Origin of the sequence: Streptomyces sp. S07_1.15, assembly GCF_020739505.1 — a bacterium.
Taxonomy (GTDB): domain Bacteria; phylum Actinomycetota; class Actinomycetes; order Streptomycetales; family Streptomycetaceae; genus Streptomyces; species Streptomyces xinghaiensis.
This window is the reverse complement of sequence record NZ_JAJBZK010000001.1, coordinates 2,103,474-2,117,937: the sequence shown is the minus strand read 5'-3', so window position 1 is coordinate 2,117,937 and position 14,464 is coordinate 2,103,474. Positions and strand designations below refer to the sequence as shown.

Below are 14,464 nucleotides of genomic sequence, written 5' to 3'. Positions count from 1 at the left end.
CGGCCCTCACGTACCCGCGCCATCTCGGCTTTTGGGACGGATCCGTGACACGGCGGGGCGGTCCGCCGTGACCTTCCCTGTGGTTTGCTCATCGGCATGCGCGCTGTTCGTCGCGCGCGGGGGATGCGGTCCGGTCCATGGGGTGGACGGCCGCGTGAGGGGAGACAACAGTGAAGACGCGGCGGATATCGGGGGTTCTGGCGGCCGGCCTGCTGGTCCTGGCGGTCGGTGCGTGCGGTGAGGACAAGAAGGCGGACAGCGGGCAGGACGGCAAGGCCGGCTCGGTGGACACCAAGCCCTCCCGGGCCGTAGTGAAGATCACGCCCAAGGACGGCACCGACGACGTGGTGACCAACGGCGTGCTCAAGGTGACGGCGGACAAGGGGAAGCTGACCTCCGTCACGGTCAAGGACGACAAGGGGAACAAGGTCCCCGGCAAGGTGAGCCGGAACGGCACCGTCTGGAAGCCGACCGGCCACCTGGGCTCCGCCACCGAGTACAGCGTCGACGCGGTGGCCGAGGACTCCGAGGGCCGGGAGGCCGCCGAGCACGCGAGCTTCACGACCTTCGTGCCGGAGAACACCTTCATCGGCTACTTCACACCGGAGAACGGCTCCACGGTCGGCGTCGGGATGCCGGTGTCGATCCGCTTCAACCGCGGCATCACCGACCCGGCCGCCGTGGAGCGGGCCATCGAGGTCGAGGCCAGCCCGTCGGTGCCCGTCGAGGGCCACTGGTTCGGCAACGACCGGCTGGACTTCCGGCCGGAGAAGTACTGGGCCAAGGGCACGAAGGTGACGCTCAAGCTCAACCTGGACGGTGTCGAGGGCCGCCCCGGGGTCTACGGCGAGCAGTCCAAGACCGTGAAGTTCACCGTCGGCCGCAGCCAGGTCAGCGTCGTCGACGTCAAGACCAAGAAGATGACGGTCGAGCGGGACGGCAAGGTGGTCAAGACCCTGCCGGTCACGGCCGGCGCCCCCGCCACGCCCACGTACAACGGGCAGATGGTGATCAGCGAGAAGCACAAGATGACGCGGATGGACGGCGCCACGGTCGGCTTCGGCGGCGAGTACGACATCGAGGACGTCTCGCACGCCATGCGGCTCTCCACCTCGGGCACCTTCATCCACGGCAACTACTGGGCCGGGCAGTCCACCTTCGGCTCCGCCAACGTCAGCCACGGCTGCGTCGGCCTCTTCGACGCCCGGGGCGGCGGCGTCAAGTCCACACCCGCGGCCTGGTTCTTCGACAACTCGCTCCTCGGCGACGTCGTGATCGTGAAGAACTCGAAGGACAAGCAGATCCAGCCGGACAACGGCCTCAACGGCTGGAACATGGACTGGGACGAGTGGAAGGCCCCGCAGTAGCCGGCGGGCGCGGCAGGCGGTGAACGGCGGAGGGCCCGGTGCGGGCACGGCCACAGGACGGCATCCGTGCCGGCTGTGACCAAGCGCACCGGGCCCTCCCCCGTGAACGGCCGCTAACCTGCGGGCATGACTGTGAACCTTGAGGTCGCCGAGGGCGTCGCCACCGTCCGCCTGGACCGCCCGCCGATGAACGCCCTGGACATCGCCACCCAGGACCGGCTGCGAGAGCTGGCCGGGGAGCTCACCGACCGCGACGACGTACGGGCCGTCGTGATCTGGGGCGGCGAGAAGGTGTTCGCGGCCGGCGCGGACATCAAGGAGATGCGGGTCATGGACCACGCGGCCATGGTCAAGCGCTCCAAGGCGCTCCAGGACTCCTTCACCGCGATCGCCCGCATCCCCAAGCCCGTCGTCGCCGCCGTCACCGGATACGCCCTGGGCGGCGGCTGCGAACTGGCGCTCTGCGCCGACATCCGGATCGCCGCCGACAACGCCAAGCTCGGCCAGCCCGAGATCCTGCTCGGGCTCATCCCGGGTGCGGGCGGCACCCAGCGACTCGCCCGGCTCGTCGGCCCGTCCCGGGCGAAGGACCTCATCTTCACCGGCCGCCAGGTGCGGGCCGACGAGGCCCTCGCCATCGGCCTGGTCGACCGGGTCGTCCCGGCCGCCGAGGTCTACGAGGCCGCGCACGCCTGGGCCGCGAAGCTCGCCAAGGGCCCGGCCATCGCGCTGCGCGCCGCCAAGGAGTCCGTGGACGCCGGCCTGGAGACGGACCTGGACACCGGCCTGGCCATCGAACGCAACTGGTTCGCGGGTCTGTTCGCCACCGAGGACCGCGAGACCGGCATGCGCAGCTTCGTGGAGGAGGGCCCGGGCAAGGCGAAGTTCGCCTGACCCCGCGGCGCGGGCCGGCCTGCGGGTCCCGCGAGGTGCCGTACGACGGTTTCGGTACACCGGGGCCGCGCCCGGTCACCCGGTTCGCGTAGACGGGCCGGGAGCCCGGGGGCAGACGCGGTGCAATCCGCCGCTACCAGTCCGTAACCGCGCTCCGTTACCCAATCATGTGGGTCATGGCGGGCCTGGAGAACGGGGAGCAGCCGCGGCATGCGGGCACGGCCGCCGCGGCACGCCGGGCGCCGTCCTCCGGCTCCGGGGAGGAACGGGCGCTGGGAGCGCTCGGGACGCTGGGTGATCCGACGGTGGACGAGGTGGTCCTCCCCTCCCGCCCCGAGTCGGCCGGGGCGGCCCGCCGGCTGGCCCACTCCGTCGTGGTGTGGCAGTGGGGCCTCTCCCCGCAGCTCGCGGAGGACGTCGTGCTGCTCGTCTCGGAGCTGGTCGGCAACGCGGTACGGCACACCGGCGCCCGGACGTTCGGACTGCGGATGCACTGCCGGCGGGGCCGGCTCAGGGTCGAACTCCGCGATCCCTCCCGGGGGTTACCGTGCCTGATGCCCGTACGGGAGATGGACGTCAGCGGGCGCGGGCTGTTCCTGGTGGACACCCTCTCCGACCGCTGGGGGGTGGATCTGTGGCCGCTGGGCAAGACGACCTGGTTCGAGATGCGGATCGCCGAGCGCTGACGGACGGGGCGGCTGGACGGCGGGAGGGCCGCCGGTGCCCGTGCCGGTGACGGTGCCATCGATGCGAAGAGGCCCTGTGCCCGTCCCGCGGTCGACGGGGCGGGCACCGGGCCTGTCCGGATGCGCTGTGCCGGGATGGGAGCCGCCGTGGAGCCAAGGGGGGTGTGTCCCCACGGCACTTCGGTGCGATGGCCCGGGTCAAGGGATCGCTGTCCCGACTATGGCAGACGGGGTGACCGGCGTCCAAAGAGACAAACGCGGCGGAGCGGAGTGAAGTCCGCAGGACGGCCCGGGAGTCAGGGTGAAGTGTGCCACTGGTGCCGGGCCGGGGCTCCCGCCGGGGACGGAAGGGAGACCCGGGCCGCACCGGAGGCCCGGGCGGGGGCGGCCGGAGCGGCCGGGGGACGGGCCACCAGCAGGGCCTCCGCTCCCACCGGACGGAAGCCCGCCGCCTGGAAGGCCCGCACGCTCGCGGCGTTGCCGGGGGCCTGCTGAGCCCAGAGCGGCGCGCCGTCCGGGACGAGATGCCGGGCCGCGGTGGCGAGGGCCCGGCCGAGACCTCTGCGGCGGGCCGTGCCGTCCACCTCGACGGCCGCCTCCCAGCGGCCCGCGACGCCCCGGCCGAGGACGAGCACCCCGCCGTCGGCGGCCCAGACCCGCACCGCGTCGCGGTAGGCCAGGGCACGGGCCACGCGGGGATGGTCCCGGTCGGCGATCTCGGTCAGCGCGAGCTCCGGTGGCCCCGGCAGCGGTGCCGCGACGGTGAGGAAGTCGACGTTGTTCACCAGCCGCCCGGTGCGCGCCATGAGATCGCCGAGGAACGGTGCGGAGAGCGGGGCGGCGAGCGGGTCGCTCTCGACGGCCGCCAGCCGTTCCCGGACCCAGTCCGGGTCCTCGTCGGTGAAGACCACGGCGTGCGCGGTGAGGGCCAGCACGCCCGCGTCCCGGGGGTTCGGCTGCGGGAGGACGGTCACCGAGCCGTCCGCGGGCGGGAACACGCCCCGCGCCGCCTCGTCCAGCAGGGCGGCGAAACGCGTGCGGGCCGGAGCGGCGCCCGCGGTCCCTGTCTCTGTCACGGCTCTCCTCCTCGACCGGGGTCCTCCCGGGCGGTCCAGCCTACGAGGACGCCGCGCGGGGCGGGCGGGAGGCGACGGCGGGAGCGGGCCCGGACGGCAGGAAGGCCGGGGCCGGAGGCGGCCGGCTCCCGGGGCAGGGGCTCAGCGGCGGCCGCGGTGCTGGGTGCCGGCGCGGCGGCGGCGGTCGTTGCACAGCAGGCACTTGCCGTAGCCGGGCGGGAGGGGGTCCTCCGGGTCGCCGTACAGCGGGTCCACGGCGCCGCGCGGGTGCTGGGCGCACCCGGTGGCGCCGTGCTCAGAGATGAGGGAGGTGGCGGAGGACAGGGCCCGGCGCAGCGCGTCGACGAGCTCCTCCGCCTGCTGGGCGGAGGGTGCCGACGGGTCCAGGCCGAAGGCGATGTCCTGTGCGGTGCTGAGCGCGGTACGGAGCTCGCGCAGGTCTGCGTAACCCATGCCGCGACCCTAAGCGCTCCGGCCGACAACGGACCCCGGCGGTGGTCCGGGCCGGAGCGGGAGCCGTTCCGCGGGCCGGTTCCCGTACCGGACGCCACCCCACCGGGGAAGGAAATCTCCCACCGCGCCTGAAGAATTTTCGGCATTGCGGGCGGGGATTTATTCGGGACGGTGTGACGGCCGTTGCTCCGGGCTTCACACCCGCCGTATCCGTGCTACTGTCGATCTCAGTTGCAGTTGTGGTTCCCAGAGACTTCAAGTGCCCCCGCCGGCTCCGGCCCGGGAGCACTTTTGTATTTCCGGAGTGGTTTTCCGGACGGGGCAATCATTGCGGCGACGCGGAGGTTCACGCAGTGTGGGCCTCCGGGCACTGCCCCGAATGGAGAAAAAATTATGGCTACTGGCACCGTGAAGTGGTTCAACTCGGAAAAGGGCTTCGGCTTCATTGAGCAGGACGGCGGCGGCGCCGACGTCTTCGCCCACTACTCGAACATCGCCGCCCAGGGCTTCCGTGAGCTTCAGGAAGGCCAGAAGGTGAGCTTCGACGTCACGCAGGGCCAGAAGGGCCCGCAGGCCGAGAACATCGTTCCCGCCTGACGCTGACACCGGCGCTCCACAGCGACGAGCTGCGGCCCGCACCCCCGGGTGCGGGCCGCGGCTCGTTCCGGTGTGCGGGGCCCGGCGTCCGCACCGGCCGCCGTGTCCGTCCGCGCACCACCGCCCGCCTGCGGCCGGCGCGCCGACGGCGTCCGTACGGCGCGGCGGCCGTGCCCGCCCCCGAGGCGGTCCGCGCCGGGCGAATTCGCGCAGAGGTGCGGATTTTCCGCCGCAGCACGGCCCCAGCACGGTGGACCGGATGCCGCCCCGCACGTCGCACCGTACGGCGTTCCCCGCGCCGTACCCCGCGTTCTTCACCCTCCGGCCATCCGGCCGTCATTTTCCGGATACCGCCGGTTGATTCGGCGTGCCGGCCGGAAATATTCCCCGGCACGGCCGTTATTCCGTATTCCGTTTTTCAACGGCTCGTTCTTGCGATTCCTTGTGCGGCTCACCGCCACTGCCGGGATTTCCTCGATACGTGCCCCGTCGAGGAGGTTCCCATGAACCGCACAGCTCGCACACAGGACCGCTACTCCCGCCCGCGCACCGGCGGCGGCTCCGCCCCGTACGGCGCCGGACGCTCCGCCGGGCAGGGTCCGCGCCGTTCGGGCGGCGGCCGTCCGGGTGGTTCCGGTGGCTACGGCCGCCGGCCCGCCGGCCCGCAGGGTGAGTTCGCCCTGCCGGTCACCATCACCCCCGCGCTCCCGCCCGTCGAGGACTTCGCCGCCCTCGGCCTCCCGGACGGGGTGCTGAAGACGCTCACCGGCCTCGGGATGGTCGAGCCGTTCCCGATCCAGGCCGCGACCCTGCCGAACTCCCTGGCCGGACGCGATGTCCTGGGCCGCGGGCGCACCGGCTCCGGCAAGACCCTCGCCTTCGGCCTGGCCCTGCTGACGCGGACCGCCGCCGTCGGCCGCCGCGCCGAGCCGAGGCAGCCGCTGGCGCTCGTCCTCGTCCCCACCCGGGAACTCGCCCAGCAGGTGACCGACGCCCTCACCCCCTACGCCCGGGCGCTCTCGCTGCGGCTCACCACCGTGGTCGGCGGCATGTCGATCGGGCGGCAGGCGTCCGCGCTGCGCGGTGGCACCGAGGTGGTCGTCGCGACTCCGGGGCGGCTCAAGGACCTCATCGACCGCGGCGAGTGCCGGCTGGACCAGGTCGGCATCACCGTGCTGGACGAGGCCGACCAGATGGCCGACATGGGCTTCATGCCGCAGGTCACCGCGCTGCTCGACCAGGTGCGCCCCGGCGGCCAGCGGATGCTCTTCTCGGCCACCCTCGACCGCAACGTCGACCTGCTGGTGCGCCGCTACCTGAACGACCCGGTGGTGCACTCGGTCGACCCCTCCCAGGGCGCCGTCACCACCATGGAGCACCACCTGCTGCACGTCCACGGCGCCGACAAGTACGCCACGACGACGGAGATCGCGGCCCGCGACGGCCGGGTGATCATGTTCCTGGACACCAAGCACGCCGTGGACAAGCTCACCGACCACCTGCTGAAGAGCGGGGTCAGGGCGGCCGCGCTGCACGGCGGCAAGTCGCAGCCGCAGCGCACCCGGACCCTCGGCCGGTTCAAGACCGGGCACGTGACCGTGCTGGTCGCCACCAACGTCGCGGCGCGCGGCATCCACGTCGACAACCTCGACCTGGTCGTCAACGTGGACCCGCCGACCGACCACAAGGACTACCTGCACCGCGGCGGACGCACCGCGCGGGCCGGCGAGTCCGGCAGCGTCGTCACCCTCGTCCTGCCGAACCAGCGCCGGGAGATGACCCGTCTGATGACCCTGGCCGGTGTCACCCCGCGGACCACCCAGGTCCGCTCGGGCGATGCCGAGCTCACCCGGATCACCGGTGCGCAGGCACCCTCGGGCATCCCCGTGGTCATCACCACGCCGGCGTCGGAGCGCCAGGAGCGCGGCGCCTCCGCGGGCCGCGGACGGCGCGGCGGGCCGTCCCGGTCGCGCCGGACCTCCTCCGCCCAGCAGACGGACGGCGGCGCGGGCCGCCGGCGTCCGGCCCGCCGCAGCGCCGCCTGACACCCGGCACCGCACGACGTTCCGTGTGACGCCCGGAGGAACCGGCGCCCTTGCGGCGGCCGGGTGCCTCCGGGCACACGGCGAGCCCCGGCAGCGAAGGATGCTGCCGGGGCTTCCGCCTGTGCGGATACGGGGGTTCGCCGGGGGGTGCCGGGCCCGGCCGTCGTGCCGCCGGGCGCGGGGACGCACGGACGCCGCCGGGGCGCGGGCCGCGCGGCCCGGGGCCGCCGGGCGCCGTCCGCGGGGGCGGACGCGCCGGGCGGGTGCACCGGACCGGCCCGGCCCGGCCGGGTGGCGGGGGTGCGCCCGCTACCCGAAGTAGCTGAAGTCCCCGACCGTCCAGGCGTTCACGTCCTCGATGGCGATGCGGTACATCCCGCCGGTCTCGGGGATGCCCACACTGCCCTGGAGGATCCGGGCGACATGGAGATGCAGGTGGGTGGGCGGCTCGCTGCGCTTGCGGTCGCTGTCCGCGGTGAAGACGGCCGAGAACGGCGAGAGCCGGTCCGAGCCTCCCAGCACCTCGGCCACGCGCTGGCGCCACACGGCCTCGGGGGCGAGGCGTCCGGTGATGACGGCCCCGGGGACAACGACGGTGAGTGACATCTGATTGCTCTGCTCGGACTCCACGGTGGTGGCGATGTCAACCAGCAGATCATCGGGCTTCGACATAGGCGTTGACTCTACAGCGCGGGGGTGGAGCACGGCCCGATGCGGGGGGTCCGGGGCGCGAGCCGGTGAGGGGGCGCGCGGGGCCGCGCGGGTGCTGCCGTCTTTCTTCGGGCCCGGAACCCGGCGGGATCCGCCCGGCCGGGATCGTCCGGAACCCGCTCTCCCGGTTGCGCGGTGGCGGCCCGTCCGGGGCCGGCGGCCGGTAGCCTGCGCAGCGCCGGGCCGGCCGGGGGCGCGGAACCCCGCGTGGAACCACCGTGGTCCGTCGCGGCCCTCCAGAGAGTGAGGCGCGTACCGATGAGTCCCGAATTCCTGATCACATCGTTCGTCATCGTGGTGTCACCCGGCACCGGGGCGCTCTACACGATCGCCACCGGGCTGTACCGGGGCTTCCGGCAGAGCGTGGTGGCCGCCTTCGGCTGCACGCTCGGGATCGTGCCCCATCTGGCGGCGGCGGTCGCCGGGCTGGCCGCGATCCTGCACACCAGCGCGGTCGTCTTCCAGACCTTCAAGTACCTGGGGGTGGCCTACCTCCTCTACATGGCCTGGAAGACCCTGCGCGAACGCGGCACGCTCACCCCGTCCGAGCCGGGGGAGGAGGGACGGTCGGCGCTCCGCACCACGGGCACGGCCGTGCTCATCAACGTCCTCAACCCCAAACTGTCGATCTTCTTCCTGGCGTTCCTGCCGCAGTTCGTCCCGGCCGGCGCGGGGAACACCCTTCCGCACATGCTGGAACTGAGCGCGGTGTTCATGGCGATGACGTTCGTGGTGTTCGTCCTGTACGGGCTCTTCGCCGCGGCCGTCCGGGACCATGTGATCACCCGTCCGAAGGTGCTCGCCTGGATGCGCCGCACCTTCGCCGCCGCCTTCGTCGGCATCGGGGCCCAGCTGGCCTTCAGCGGCAACAGGTGACCACGGTCCCGCCCCCCCGGCCGGGGCTCAGTCCCCGGAGGGCCGGGACGGGCTCTCCGGGGAGGGGCGGCGGAGCGCCAGGACGAGAAGTTTGCCGCCCTGCCAGAGGGCATCCGCGATCAGGATGAACGTCCACAGCCGGCCCGCGCCGTAGAGCAGGCCGGTGACGGACGAGTCCTGTTCTCTGCCACCGCTGAGCAGCAGTTCGCCGAAGTCCCCGGTGAGCAGGTCCTTCATCCAGGACAGACCGGCGACGAGCAGGACGAGCTGGGCCACCGCGAACAGCGCGCCGTGCAGGCCGAGTTCACGCCGGATCTGCCGGGGCGTCTTCTGCTTCCGCTTCTCCTCCCGCTGGTTCTCCTTCCGCCGGGGTTCCCGCTTCGTCGCCGCCGTCCTGGTGTCCGTCTCCGCCCGGCTCTCCGCACCGGACGCACCGTCCGCCGCGGCGGACACCTGCTGCTTCTCCGGCCGCCCCGGAGGCTCCGGTGCCGGGGGAGGGACGTCGGCGACCCCGAGCCTCCGCACGGCACGGGGGACGACCACCGCCCCGGCCAGCAGAGGCACCGCCGCGACGAGGCAGGCCGCCGTCCAGTCGGCGCTGTCGTAGAGCACACCCGCCGCGAGCGACCCGGTCAGGGCCCCCAGCAGGCGCGCCGATTCGTACACCCCCATCCCGCGTCCGGCCTGCTCGCCCGACGCCTCGGCGATCACCGCCTGCCCGATGGGGATGACGGCCGCCCAGGCCAGCCCGCTGAGGATCCACAGCCCCGCGATCACGAACGGGTTCGGCGCCCACGCCAGCCCCACGGCGAACCCGGCACTGGAGACCGAGGCGGCCATCAGCACCCGGGAGCGGCCGAACCGCACCACATACCTGTGCAGGTGTTCGGCGGCGACGCTCATGGCGATGGCGCCGGGCAGGAACACGAACGCGATCTCGCCAACTTCCAGATCGAACCCGCGCTGCAGGTGCAGGAGCAGCAGCAGGGAGACGGCGGACTCGGCCGTCATCGTCAGCACCACGGCGAGCAGCATGGGCCGCAGCCTGCGCCCCACGGCGCCGAGACCCGCCGCGGCCGTTCCCTCCGCCGTCTCTCCTTCCGCGCCTTCCGCGCCTTCCGCGCCGGTCCGCGGGGGCCCGGGCCGCCGGGGCGAGACCAGCAGCAGCACAGCGGCGGCCGCGCACGCCGCCGCGCAGGCGAGGAAGACCCCGGTGTAGTCGATGAGGCCGATCAGCGTCAGACCGGCGATGAACGCCACCCAGGCGCCGGTCTCCTGGGAGGACAGCAGCCGGGGGAAGACCGCGGAGTCCTCCGAGAGCCGTTCACTGATGATCGCCCGGACGCTCACCCACAGCAGCGCGCCTCCCACGCCGCCGACGGCGGCTGCCGCGTAGGCGACGGGGGCGTTCTGCGCGAGGGCGTAGCCGGCCGCCGAGACGCCGTAGAGGGCGGCTCCCGCCGCGGCCACGTACCGGCGTTCGAACGTGTCGGCCAGCACGCCGGAGACCGGCCGGAAGACCATCGATAAGACCATCTCGACGGCCAGCAGCACGCCGACCTCGGTGGCGCTGAGCCCGATGGCCGCTCCCGCCCACAACGGCAGGACGAAATCGATGAGCTCGTTCGGGCCATTGGTCAGCATGGCCGCGAGCAGCGTGTTCCCCTCGCGCCGCTGCCGTCGGCGCGCGTCCGCTTCCGCCCCCGCGGTCGCCGGAACGTGTTCGGTCATGCCCATCCCCCGTCGGACCGTCGTTCGAGCAGCTTCGAACGCTATGACGGGCCGGTCGTCGATGGCAAAGGGTTAGGCCCGGGGCGGTTCGGTGGCAAGCTCCCGGACCGGTCGTGCTCACGGCACCTGAGCCCGATCGCGCACGTGCACGGCCCCCGGTGGCGGCCGGTCGCGGACCGAGCGCAGGGTTGGCCCGGCGTGGGTGAGCAAGGGGGCGCTCGGATAGGTCTGCCTGTAACAACTGCGCCCATGCGATGCGCAGTTGGACCGCCTCGACCCCGCGGCATGACCGCCGGGGCGCGGCCGGCTCAGAGGACCGGCGGTCGTCCCAGCCGGGTCATCAGCCGGACGGTGCGCCAGCGCATCGGACGCCGCTCGCCGCACGGGGTGCGCAGGCCCTCCAGAATGCCCGCCGCCCAGGCCCGCAGACCGGCCGGGGAACGGGTGCGGGCCCTGTGAGCAGTGTCCACGGCGCTCGTCACAGCGTGACACCCACATGGTGGCTGAGCTGTTCCAGATACCTGTGATGACCGCGCGGACCTGCTGCGGGATTCATGTACCAAATCGTCCCCCTGTCCATTGCTCAGGGGGACGATTTGGTACATGGGTGTACTGGGCCCTCGGCGCCGGACTGTGGCCGGAGGGAGGGGTCTTACCGGTGGCGGGTTTCGGGCGCGCCGGTCGGGCCGATCCCTCAGCACTCGATGACGTTCACCGCGAGCCCGCCGCGGGCCGTCTCCTTGTACTTGACCTTCATGTCGGCGCCGGTGTCCTTCATCGTCTTGATGACCTTGTCCAGGGAGACGTGGTGGCGGCCGTCGCCCCGCAGCGCCATGCGCGCGGCCGTCACCGCCTTCACCGCCGCCATGCCGTTCCGCTCGATGCACGGGATCTGGACCAGGCCGCCGACTGGGTCGCAGGTCAGGCCCAGGTTGTGCTCCATGCCGATCTCGGCGGCGTTCTCGACCTGCTCCGGGCTGCCGCCCAGCACCTCGGCGAGGCCGCCCGCCGCCATCGAGCAGGCCGAGCCGACCTCGCCCTGGCAGCCGACCTCCGCGCCGGAGATCGAGGCGTTCTCCTTGAAGAGCATGCCGATGGCCCCGGCGGCCAGCAGGAAGCGGACGACGCCCTCGTCGCCGGCGCCCGGTACGAACTCCGTGTAGTAGTGGAGGACGGCCGGGATGATGCCGGCCGCGCCGTTGGTCGGGGCGGTGACGACGCGGCCGCCCGCGGCGTTCTCCTCGTTGACCGCCATCGCGTAGAGGGTGATCCATTCCATGGCGCGGGCCGGCGCGTCGCCCTCGGCGCGGAGCTGGCGGGCCGAGTTGGCGGCGCGGCGGCGGACCTTGAGGCCGCCGGGCAGGATGCCCTCCCGGGAGAGGCCGCGGTCCACGCAGGCGCGCATGACCCGCCAGATCTCCAGCAGGCCCGCGCGGATCTCCTCCTCCGTCCGCCAGGCCTTCTCGTTCTCCAGCATGAGGGCGGCGATGGACAGACCGGTCTCGCGCGAGAGGCGCAGCAGTTCGTCGCCGGTGCGGAAGGGGTACTTCAGCACGGTGTCGTCCGGCTTGATCCGGTCCTCGCCGACCGCGTCCTCGTCGACGACGAAGCCGCCGCCGACCGAGTAGTACGTCTTCTCCAGGACGGGGGCTCCTCCGGCGTCCGCCGCCGTGAGGGTCATGCCGTTGGCGTGGTACGGGAGTGAGCGGCGCCGGTGCAGGACGAGCTGCGAGGGCTCGTCGAAGGGGATCTCGTGGGCGTCGCCGGCCTCGGCGGCCAGGAGCCGCAGCCGTCCCGTGGAGCGGATGCGGGCGATCTCGCCGTCGGCCCGCTCCACGTCCACGGTGCGCGGCGAGTGGCCCTCCAGGCCGAGCAGGACGGCCTTGGGGGTGCCGTGGCCGTGGCCGGTGGCGCCGAGGGAACCGAACAGTTCGGCGCGGACCGAGGCGGTCCGGTCCAGCAGGCCCTCCCGCTGCAGCCGCCGGACGAACATGCGTGCGGCCCGCATCGGGCCCACGGTGTGGGAACTGGACGGCCCGATGCCGATCGAGAAGAGATCGAAGACGGAGATGGCCACGGTGGTACTCCCGGATCATCCCCGCGGTGGCGGGGAAACGGGCCGCCCGGCGGTCCACGGGGTAGGGGGCCGGACGGCGGTGCGGGCGAAGTGGGGCAAAAGACTGTGAGAGGCCGCAAGGAGCGGCGAGAGGCAATATACGGGGCGGAAACCGGGCATGTTCGGCCGTTCGTCTCCGCCCCGTACCACTGCCGGCCGGCCGGTGGGACGGGCCGGGGAGCGGGCTACTTGAGCCCGGGGTACAGCGGGTGCTTCACCGTCAGGGCGGAGACCCGGCCGCGCAGCGCCTCCGCGTCGTAGCTCGGCTTGAGCGCCTCGGCGATGATGTCCGCGACCTCGCGGAAGTCGTCCTCGCCGAAGCCGCGGGTGGCGAGCGCCGGGGTGCCGATCCGCAGGCCCGAGGTGACCATCGGGGGGCGCGGGTCGTTCGGGACGGCGTTGCGGTTGACCGTGATGCCGACCTCGTGGAGGCGGTCCTCGGCCTGCTGCCCGTCCAGCTCGGAGTTGCGCAGGTCCACCAGGACGAGGTGGACGTCCGTGCCGCCGGAGAGGACGGAGACGCCGGCCGCGGTGACGTCCTCGGCCAGCAGCCGCTCCGCCAGGATCCGCGAGCCGGCCAGGGTACGCCGCTGGCGGTCCTTGAAGTCCTCGCTCGCCGCGACCTTGAAGGCCACGGCCTTGGCCGCGATGACGTGCATCAGCGGGCCGCCCTGCTGGCCGGGGAAGACGGCCGAGTTGATCTTCTTGGCCAGTTCGGCCGTGGAGAGGATCACACCGCCGCGCGGGCCGCCCAGCGTCTTGTGGGTGGTGGTGGTGACGATGTGGGCGTGCGGCACGGGGGAGGGGTGCAGGCCCGCGGCCACCAGGCCGGCGAAGTGCGCCATGTCCACCATCAGATAGGCGCCGACCTCGTCCGCGATCCGCCGGAAGGCCGCGAAGTCCAGCTGGCGCGGGTAGGCGGACCAGCCCGCGATGATCAGCTTGGGCCGCTCCTCCTTGGCGAGCCGCTCGACCTCGTCCATGTCGACCCGGCCGGTCTCGGCGTCGACGTGGTAGGCGGCCACCTTGTAGAGCTTGCCGGAAAAGTTGATCTTCATGCCGTGGGTGAGGTGCCCGCCGTGCGCCAGGTTCAGGCCCAGGATGGTGTCGCCCGGGCTGAGGACGGCGGCCATCGCGGCGGCGTTCGCCTGGGCGCCGGAGTGCGGCTGGACGTTGGCGGCCTCGGCCCCGAACAGCTCCTTGATCCGGGCGATGGCCAGCCGCTCGACGACGTCGACGTGCTCGCAGCCGCCGTAGTAGCGGCGGCCCGGGTAGCCCTCGGCGTACTTGTTGGTCAGGACCGAGCCCTGGGCCTCCAGCACCGAGACGGGCGCGAAGTTCTCCGAGGCGATCATTTCCAGGGTGGACTGCTGGCGGTCGAGTTCGGCGTCGACGGCGGCGGCGACGTCCGGGTCGGCTTCGTGCAGGGAGTCGTTGAGAAGCGACATCAGGTCTTCCCGATCGGTGGCAGGGAGGGGCTTCAGTTGCCGGTGAAGGCCGCGTACTCGTCCGCGGAGAGCAGCTCGGGCTCGCCCGCGCTCTCGTCGGTCCTCACCTTGAACAGCCAGCCGCCCTCGTACGGGGCGGAGTTCACCAGCGCGGGATCGTCCACGACGTCCTGGTTGACCTCGGTGATCTCGCCGGAGACCGGCGCGTACAGGTCGCTGACCGACTTGGTCGACTCCAGCTCACCGCAGGGTTCGCCCGCGGTGACCGTGTCGCCGACCTCCGGGAGCTGGACGTAGACCACGTCACCGAGCGCGTCGGCCGCGTGGGAGGTGATGCCCACGGTGGACACGCCCTCCTCGGCGGCGGACAGCCACTCGTGCTCCTTGCTGTAGCGCAGCTGCTGGGGGTTGCTCATGACCTGATTCTCCTGGATTCGGTGACGTGCTCGTGTACGGGTCTTGAC

12 protein-coding genes and 2 pseudogenes are annotated in these 14,464 nt (G+C 72.7%); 6 read left to right on the top strand and 8 right to left on the bottom strand.

The features are described from left to right. The first annotated feature begins 170 nt into the window (after window positions 1-170). The 3 genes from LIX60_RS08915 (at window position 171) to LIX60_RS08905 (ending at window position 2,947) form a co-directional block, all read left to right on the top strand. Window positions 171-1,367 (top strand): Ig-like domain-containing protein, encoded by a 1,197-nt coding sequence (locus LIX60_RS08915; RefSeq protein ID WP_227957963.1) that lies wholly within the window; start codon window positions 171-173, stop codon window positions 1,365-1,367. Between the two features lie 126 nt (window positions 1,368-1,493). After that, the gene (locus tag LIX60_RS08910; RefSeq protein WP_227957962.1) at window positions 1,494-2,261 is read left to right on the top strand and encodes an enoyl-CoA hydratase/isomerase family protein; all 768 of its coding nucleotides are present in this window, start codon (window positions 1,494-1,496) and stop codon (window positions 2,259-2,261) included. A 176-nt stretch (window positions 2,262-2,437) separates the two neighbouring features. Beyond that, on the top strand, window positions 2,438-2,947 hold the full coding sequence (locus LIX60_RS08905) for an ATP-binding protein (protein WP_227957961.1): 510 nt from the start codon (window positions 2,438-2,440) through the stop codon (window positions 2,945-2,947). Window positions 2,948-3,354: 407 nt separating this feature from the next. Here LIX60_RS08905 and LIX60_RS08900 read toward each other — a convergent pair. After that, window positions 3,355-4,023: pseudogene (locus LIX60_RS08900) on the bottom strand (GNAT family N-acetyltransferase); the annotation flags it as partial. A gap of 141 nt (window positions 4,024-4,164) precedes the next feature. Further along, window positions 4,165-4,476 carry a hypothetical protein gene (locus tag LIX60_RS08895; protein WP_019709942.1) on the bottom strand — a complete coding sequence of 104 codons (312 nt, stop codon included), beginning with the start codon at window positions 4,474-4,476 and terminating at the stop codon, window positions 4,165-4,167. Window positions 4,477-4,869: 393 nt separating this feature from the next. On the opposite strand from LIX60_RS08895, the gene LIX60_RS08890 reads away from it, so the two are divergent. Both LIX60_RS08890 and LIX60_RS08885 read left to right on the top strand, forming a co-directional pair. Beyond that, a complete protein-coding gene (locus LIX60_RS08890) occupies window positions 4,870-5,073 on the top strand; it encodes a cold-shock protein (protein ID WP_006604579.1) in 204 nt (67 codons plus the stop codon). A 503-nt stretch (window positions 5,074-5,576) separates the two neighbouring features. Continuing rightward, window positions 5,577-7,118 carry a DEAD/DEAH box helicase gene (locus tag LIX60_RS08885; protein WP_227957960.1) on the top strand — a complete coding sequence of 514 codons (1,542 nt, stop codon included), beginning with the start codon at window positions 5,577-5,579 and terminating at the stop codon, window positions 7,116-7,118. A gap of 309 nt (window positions 7,119-7,427) precedes the next feature. Here LIX60_RS08885 and LIX60_RS08880 read toward each other — a convergent pair whose 3' ends face one another. Beyond that, on the bottom strand, window positions 7,428-7,790 hold the full coding sequence (locus LIX60_RS08880; RefSeq protein ID WP_227957959.1) for a hypothetical protein: 363 nt from the start codon (window positions 7,788-7,790) through the stop codon (window positions 7,428-7,430). A 297-nt stretch (window positions 7,791-8,087) separates the two neighbouring features. Here LIX60_RS08880 and LIX60_RS08875 point away from each other — a divergent pair, with 297 nt between their 5' ends. After that, complete coding sequence (locus LIX60_RS08875; RefSeq protein ID WP_227957958.1) at window positions 8,088-8,705, top strand: LysE family translocator; 618 nt, start codon at window positions 8,088-8,090, stop codon at window positions 8,703-8,705. Between the two features lie 27 nt (window positions 8,706-8,732). On the opposite strand, the gene LIX60_RS08870 is transcribed toward LIX60_RS08875, so the two are convergent. The 5 genes and pseudogenes from LIX60_RS08870 to gcvH form a co-directional block, all read right to left on the bottom strand. After that, window positions 8,733-10,436 carry an MFS transporter gene (locus LIX60_RS08870; protein WP_227957957.1) on the bottom strand — a complete coding sequence of 568 codons (1,704 nt, stop codon included), beginning with the start codon at window positions 10,434-10,436 and terminating at the stop codon, window positions 8,733-8,735. Window positions 10,437-10,744: 308 nt separating this feature from the next. Then, window positions 10,745-10,905: pseudogene (locus LIX60_RS08865) on the bottom strand (glycosyltransferase family 2 protein); the annotation flags it as partial. Between the two features lie 225 nt (window positions 10,906-11,130). Beyond that, window positions 11,131-12,513 carry an L-serine ammonia-lyase gene (locus LIX60_RS08860; RefSeq protein WP_227957956.1) on the bottom strand — a complete coding sequence of 461 codons (1,383 nt, stop codon included), beginning with the start codon at window positions 12,511-12,513 and terminating at the stop codon, window positions 11,131-11,133. 224 nt (window positions 12,514-12,737) lie between these two features. Continuing rightward, window positions 12,738-14,000 carry a serine hydroxymethyltransferase gene (gene glyA, locus LIX60_RS08855; RefSeq protein WP_019709933.1) on the bottom strand — a complete coding sequence of 421 codons (1,263 nt, stop codon included), beginning with the start codon at window positions 13,998-14,000 and terminating at the stop codon, window positions 12,738-12,740. Window positions 14,001-14,032: 32 nt separating this feature from the next. Beyond that, window positions 14,033-14,416: a glycine cleavage system protein GcvH gene (gene gcvH, locus LIX60_RS08850; RefSeq protein WP_019709932.1), complete on the bottom strand. Its 384-nt coding sequence runs from the start codon at window positions 14,414-14,416 to the stop codon at window positions 14,033-14,035. Window positions 14,417-14,464: the final 48 nt, after the last annotated feature.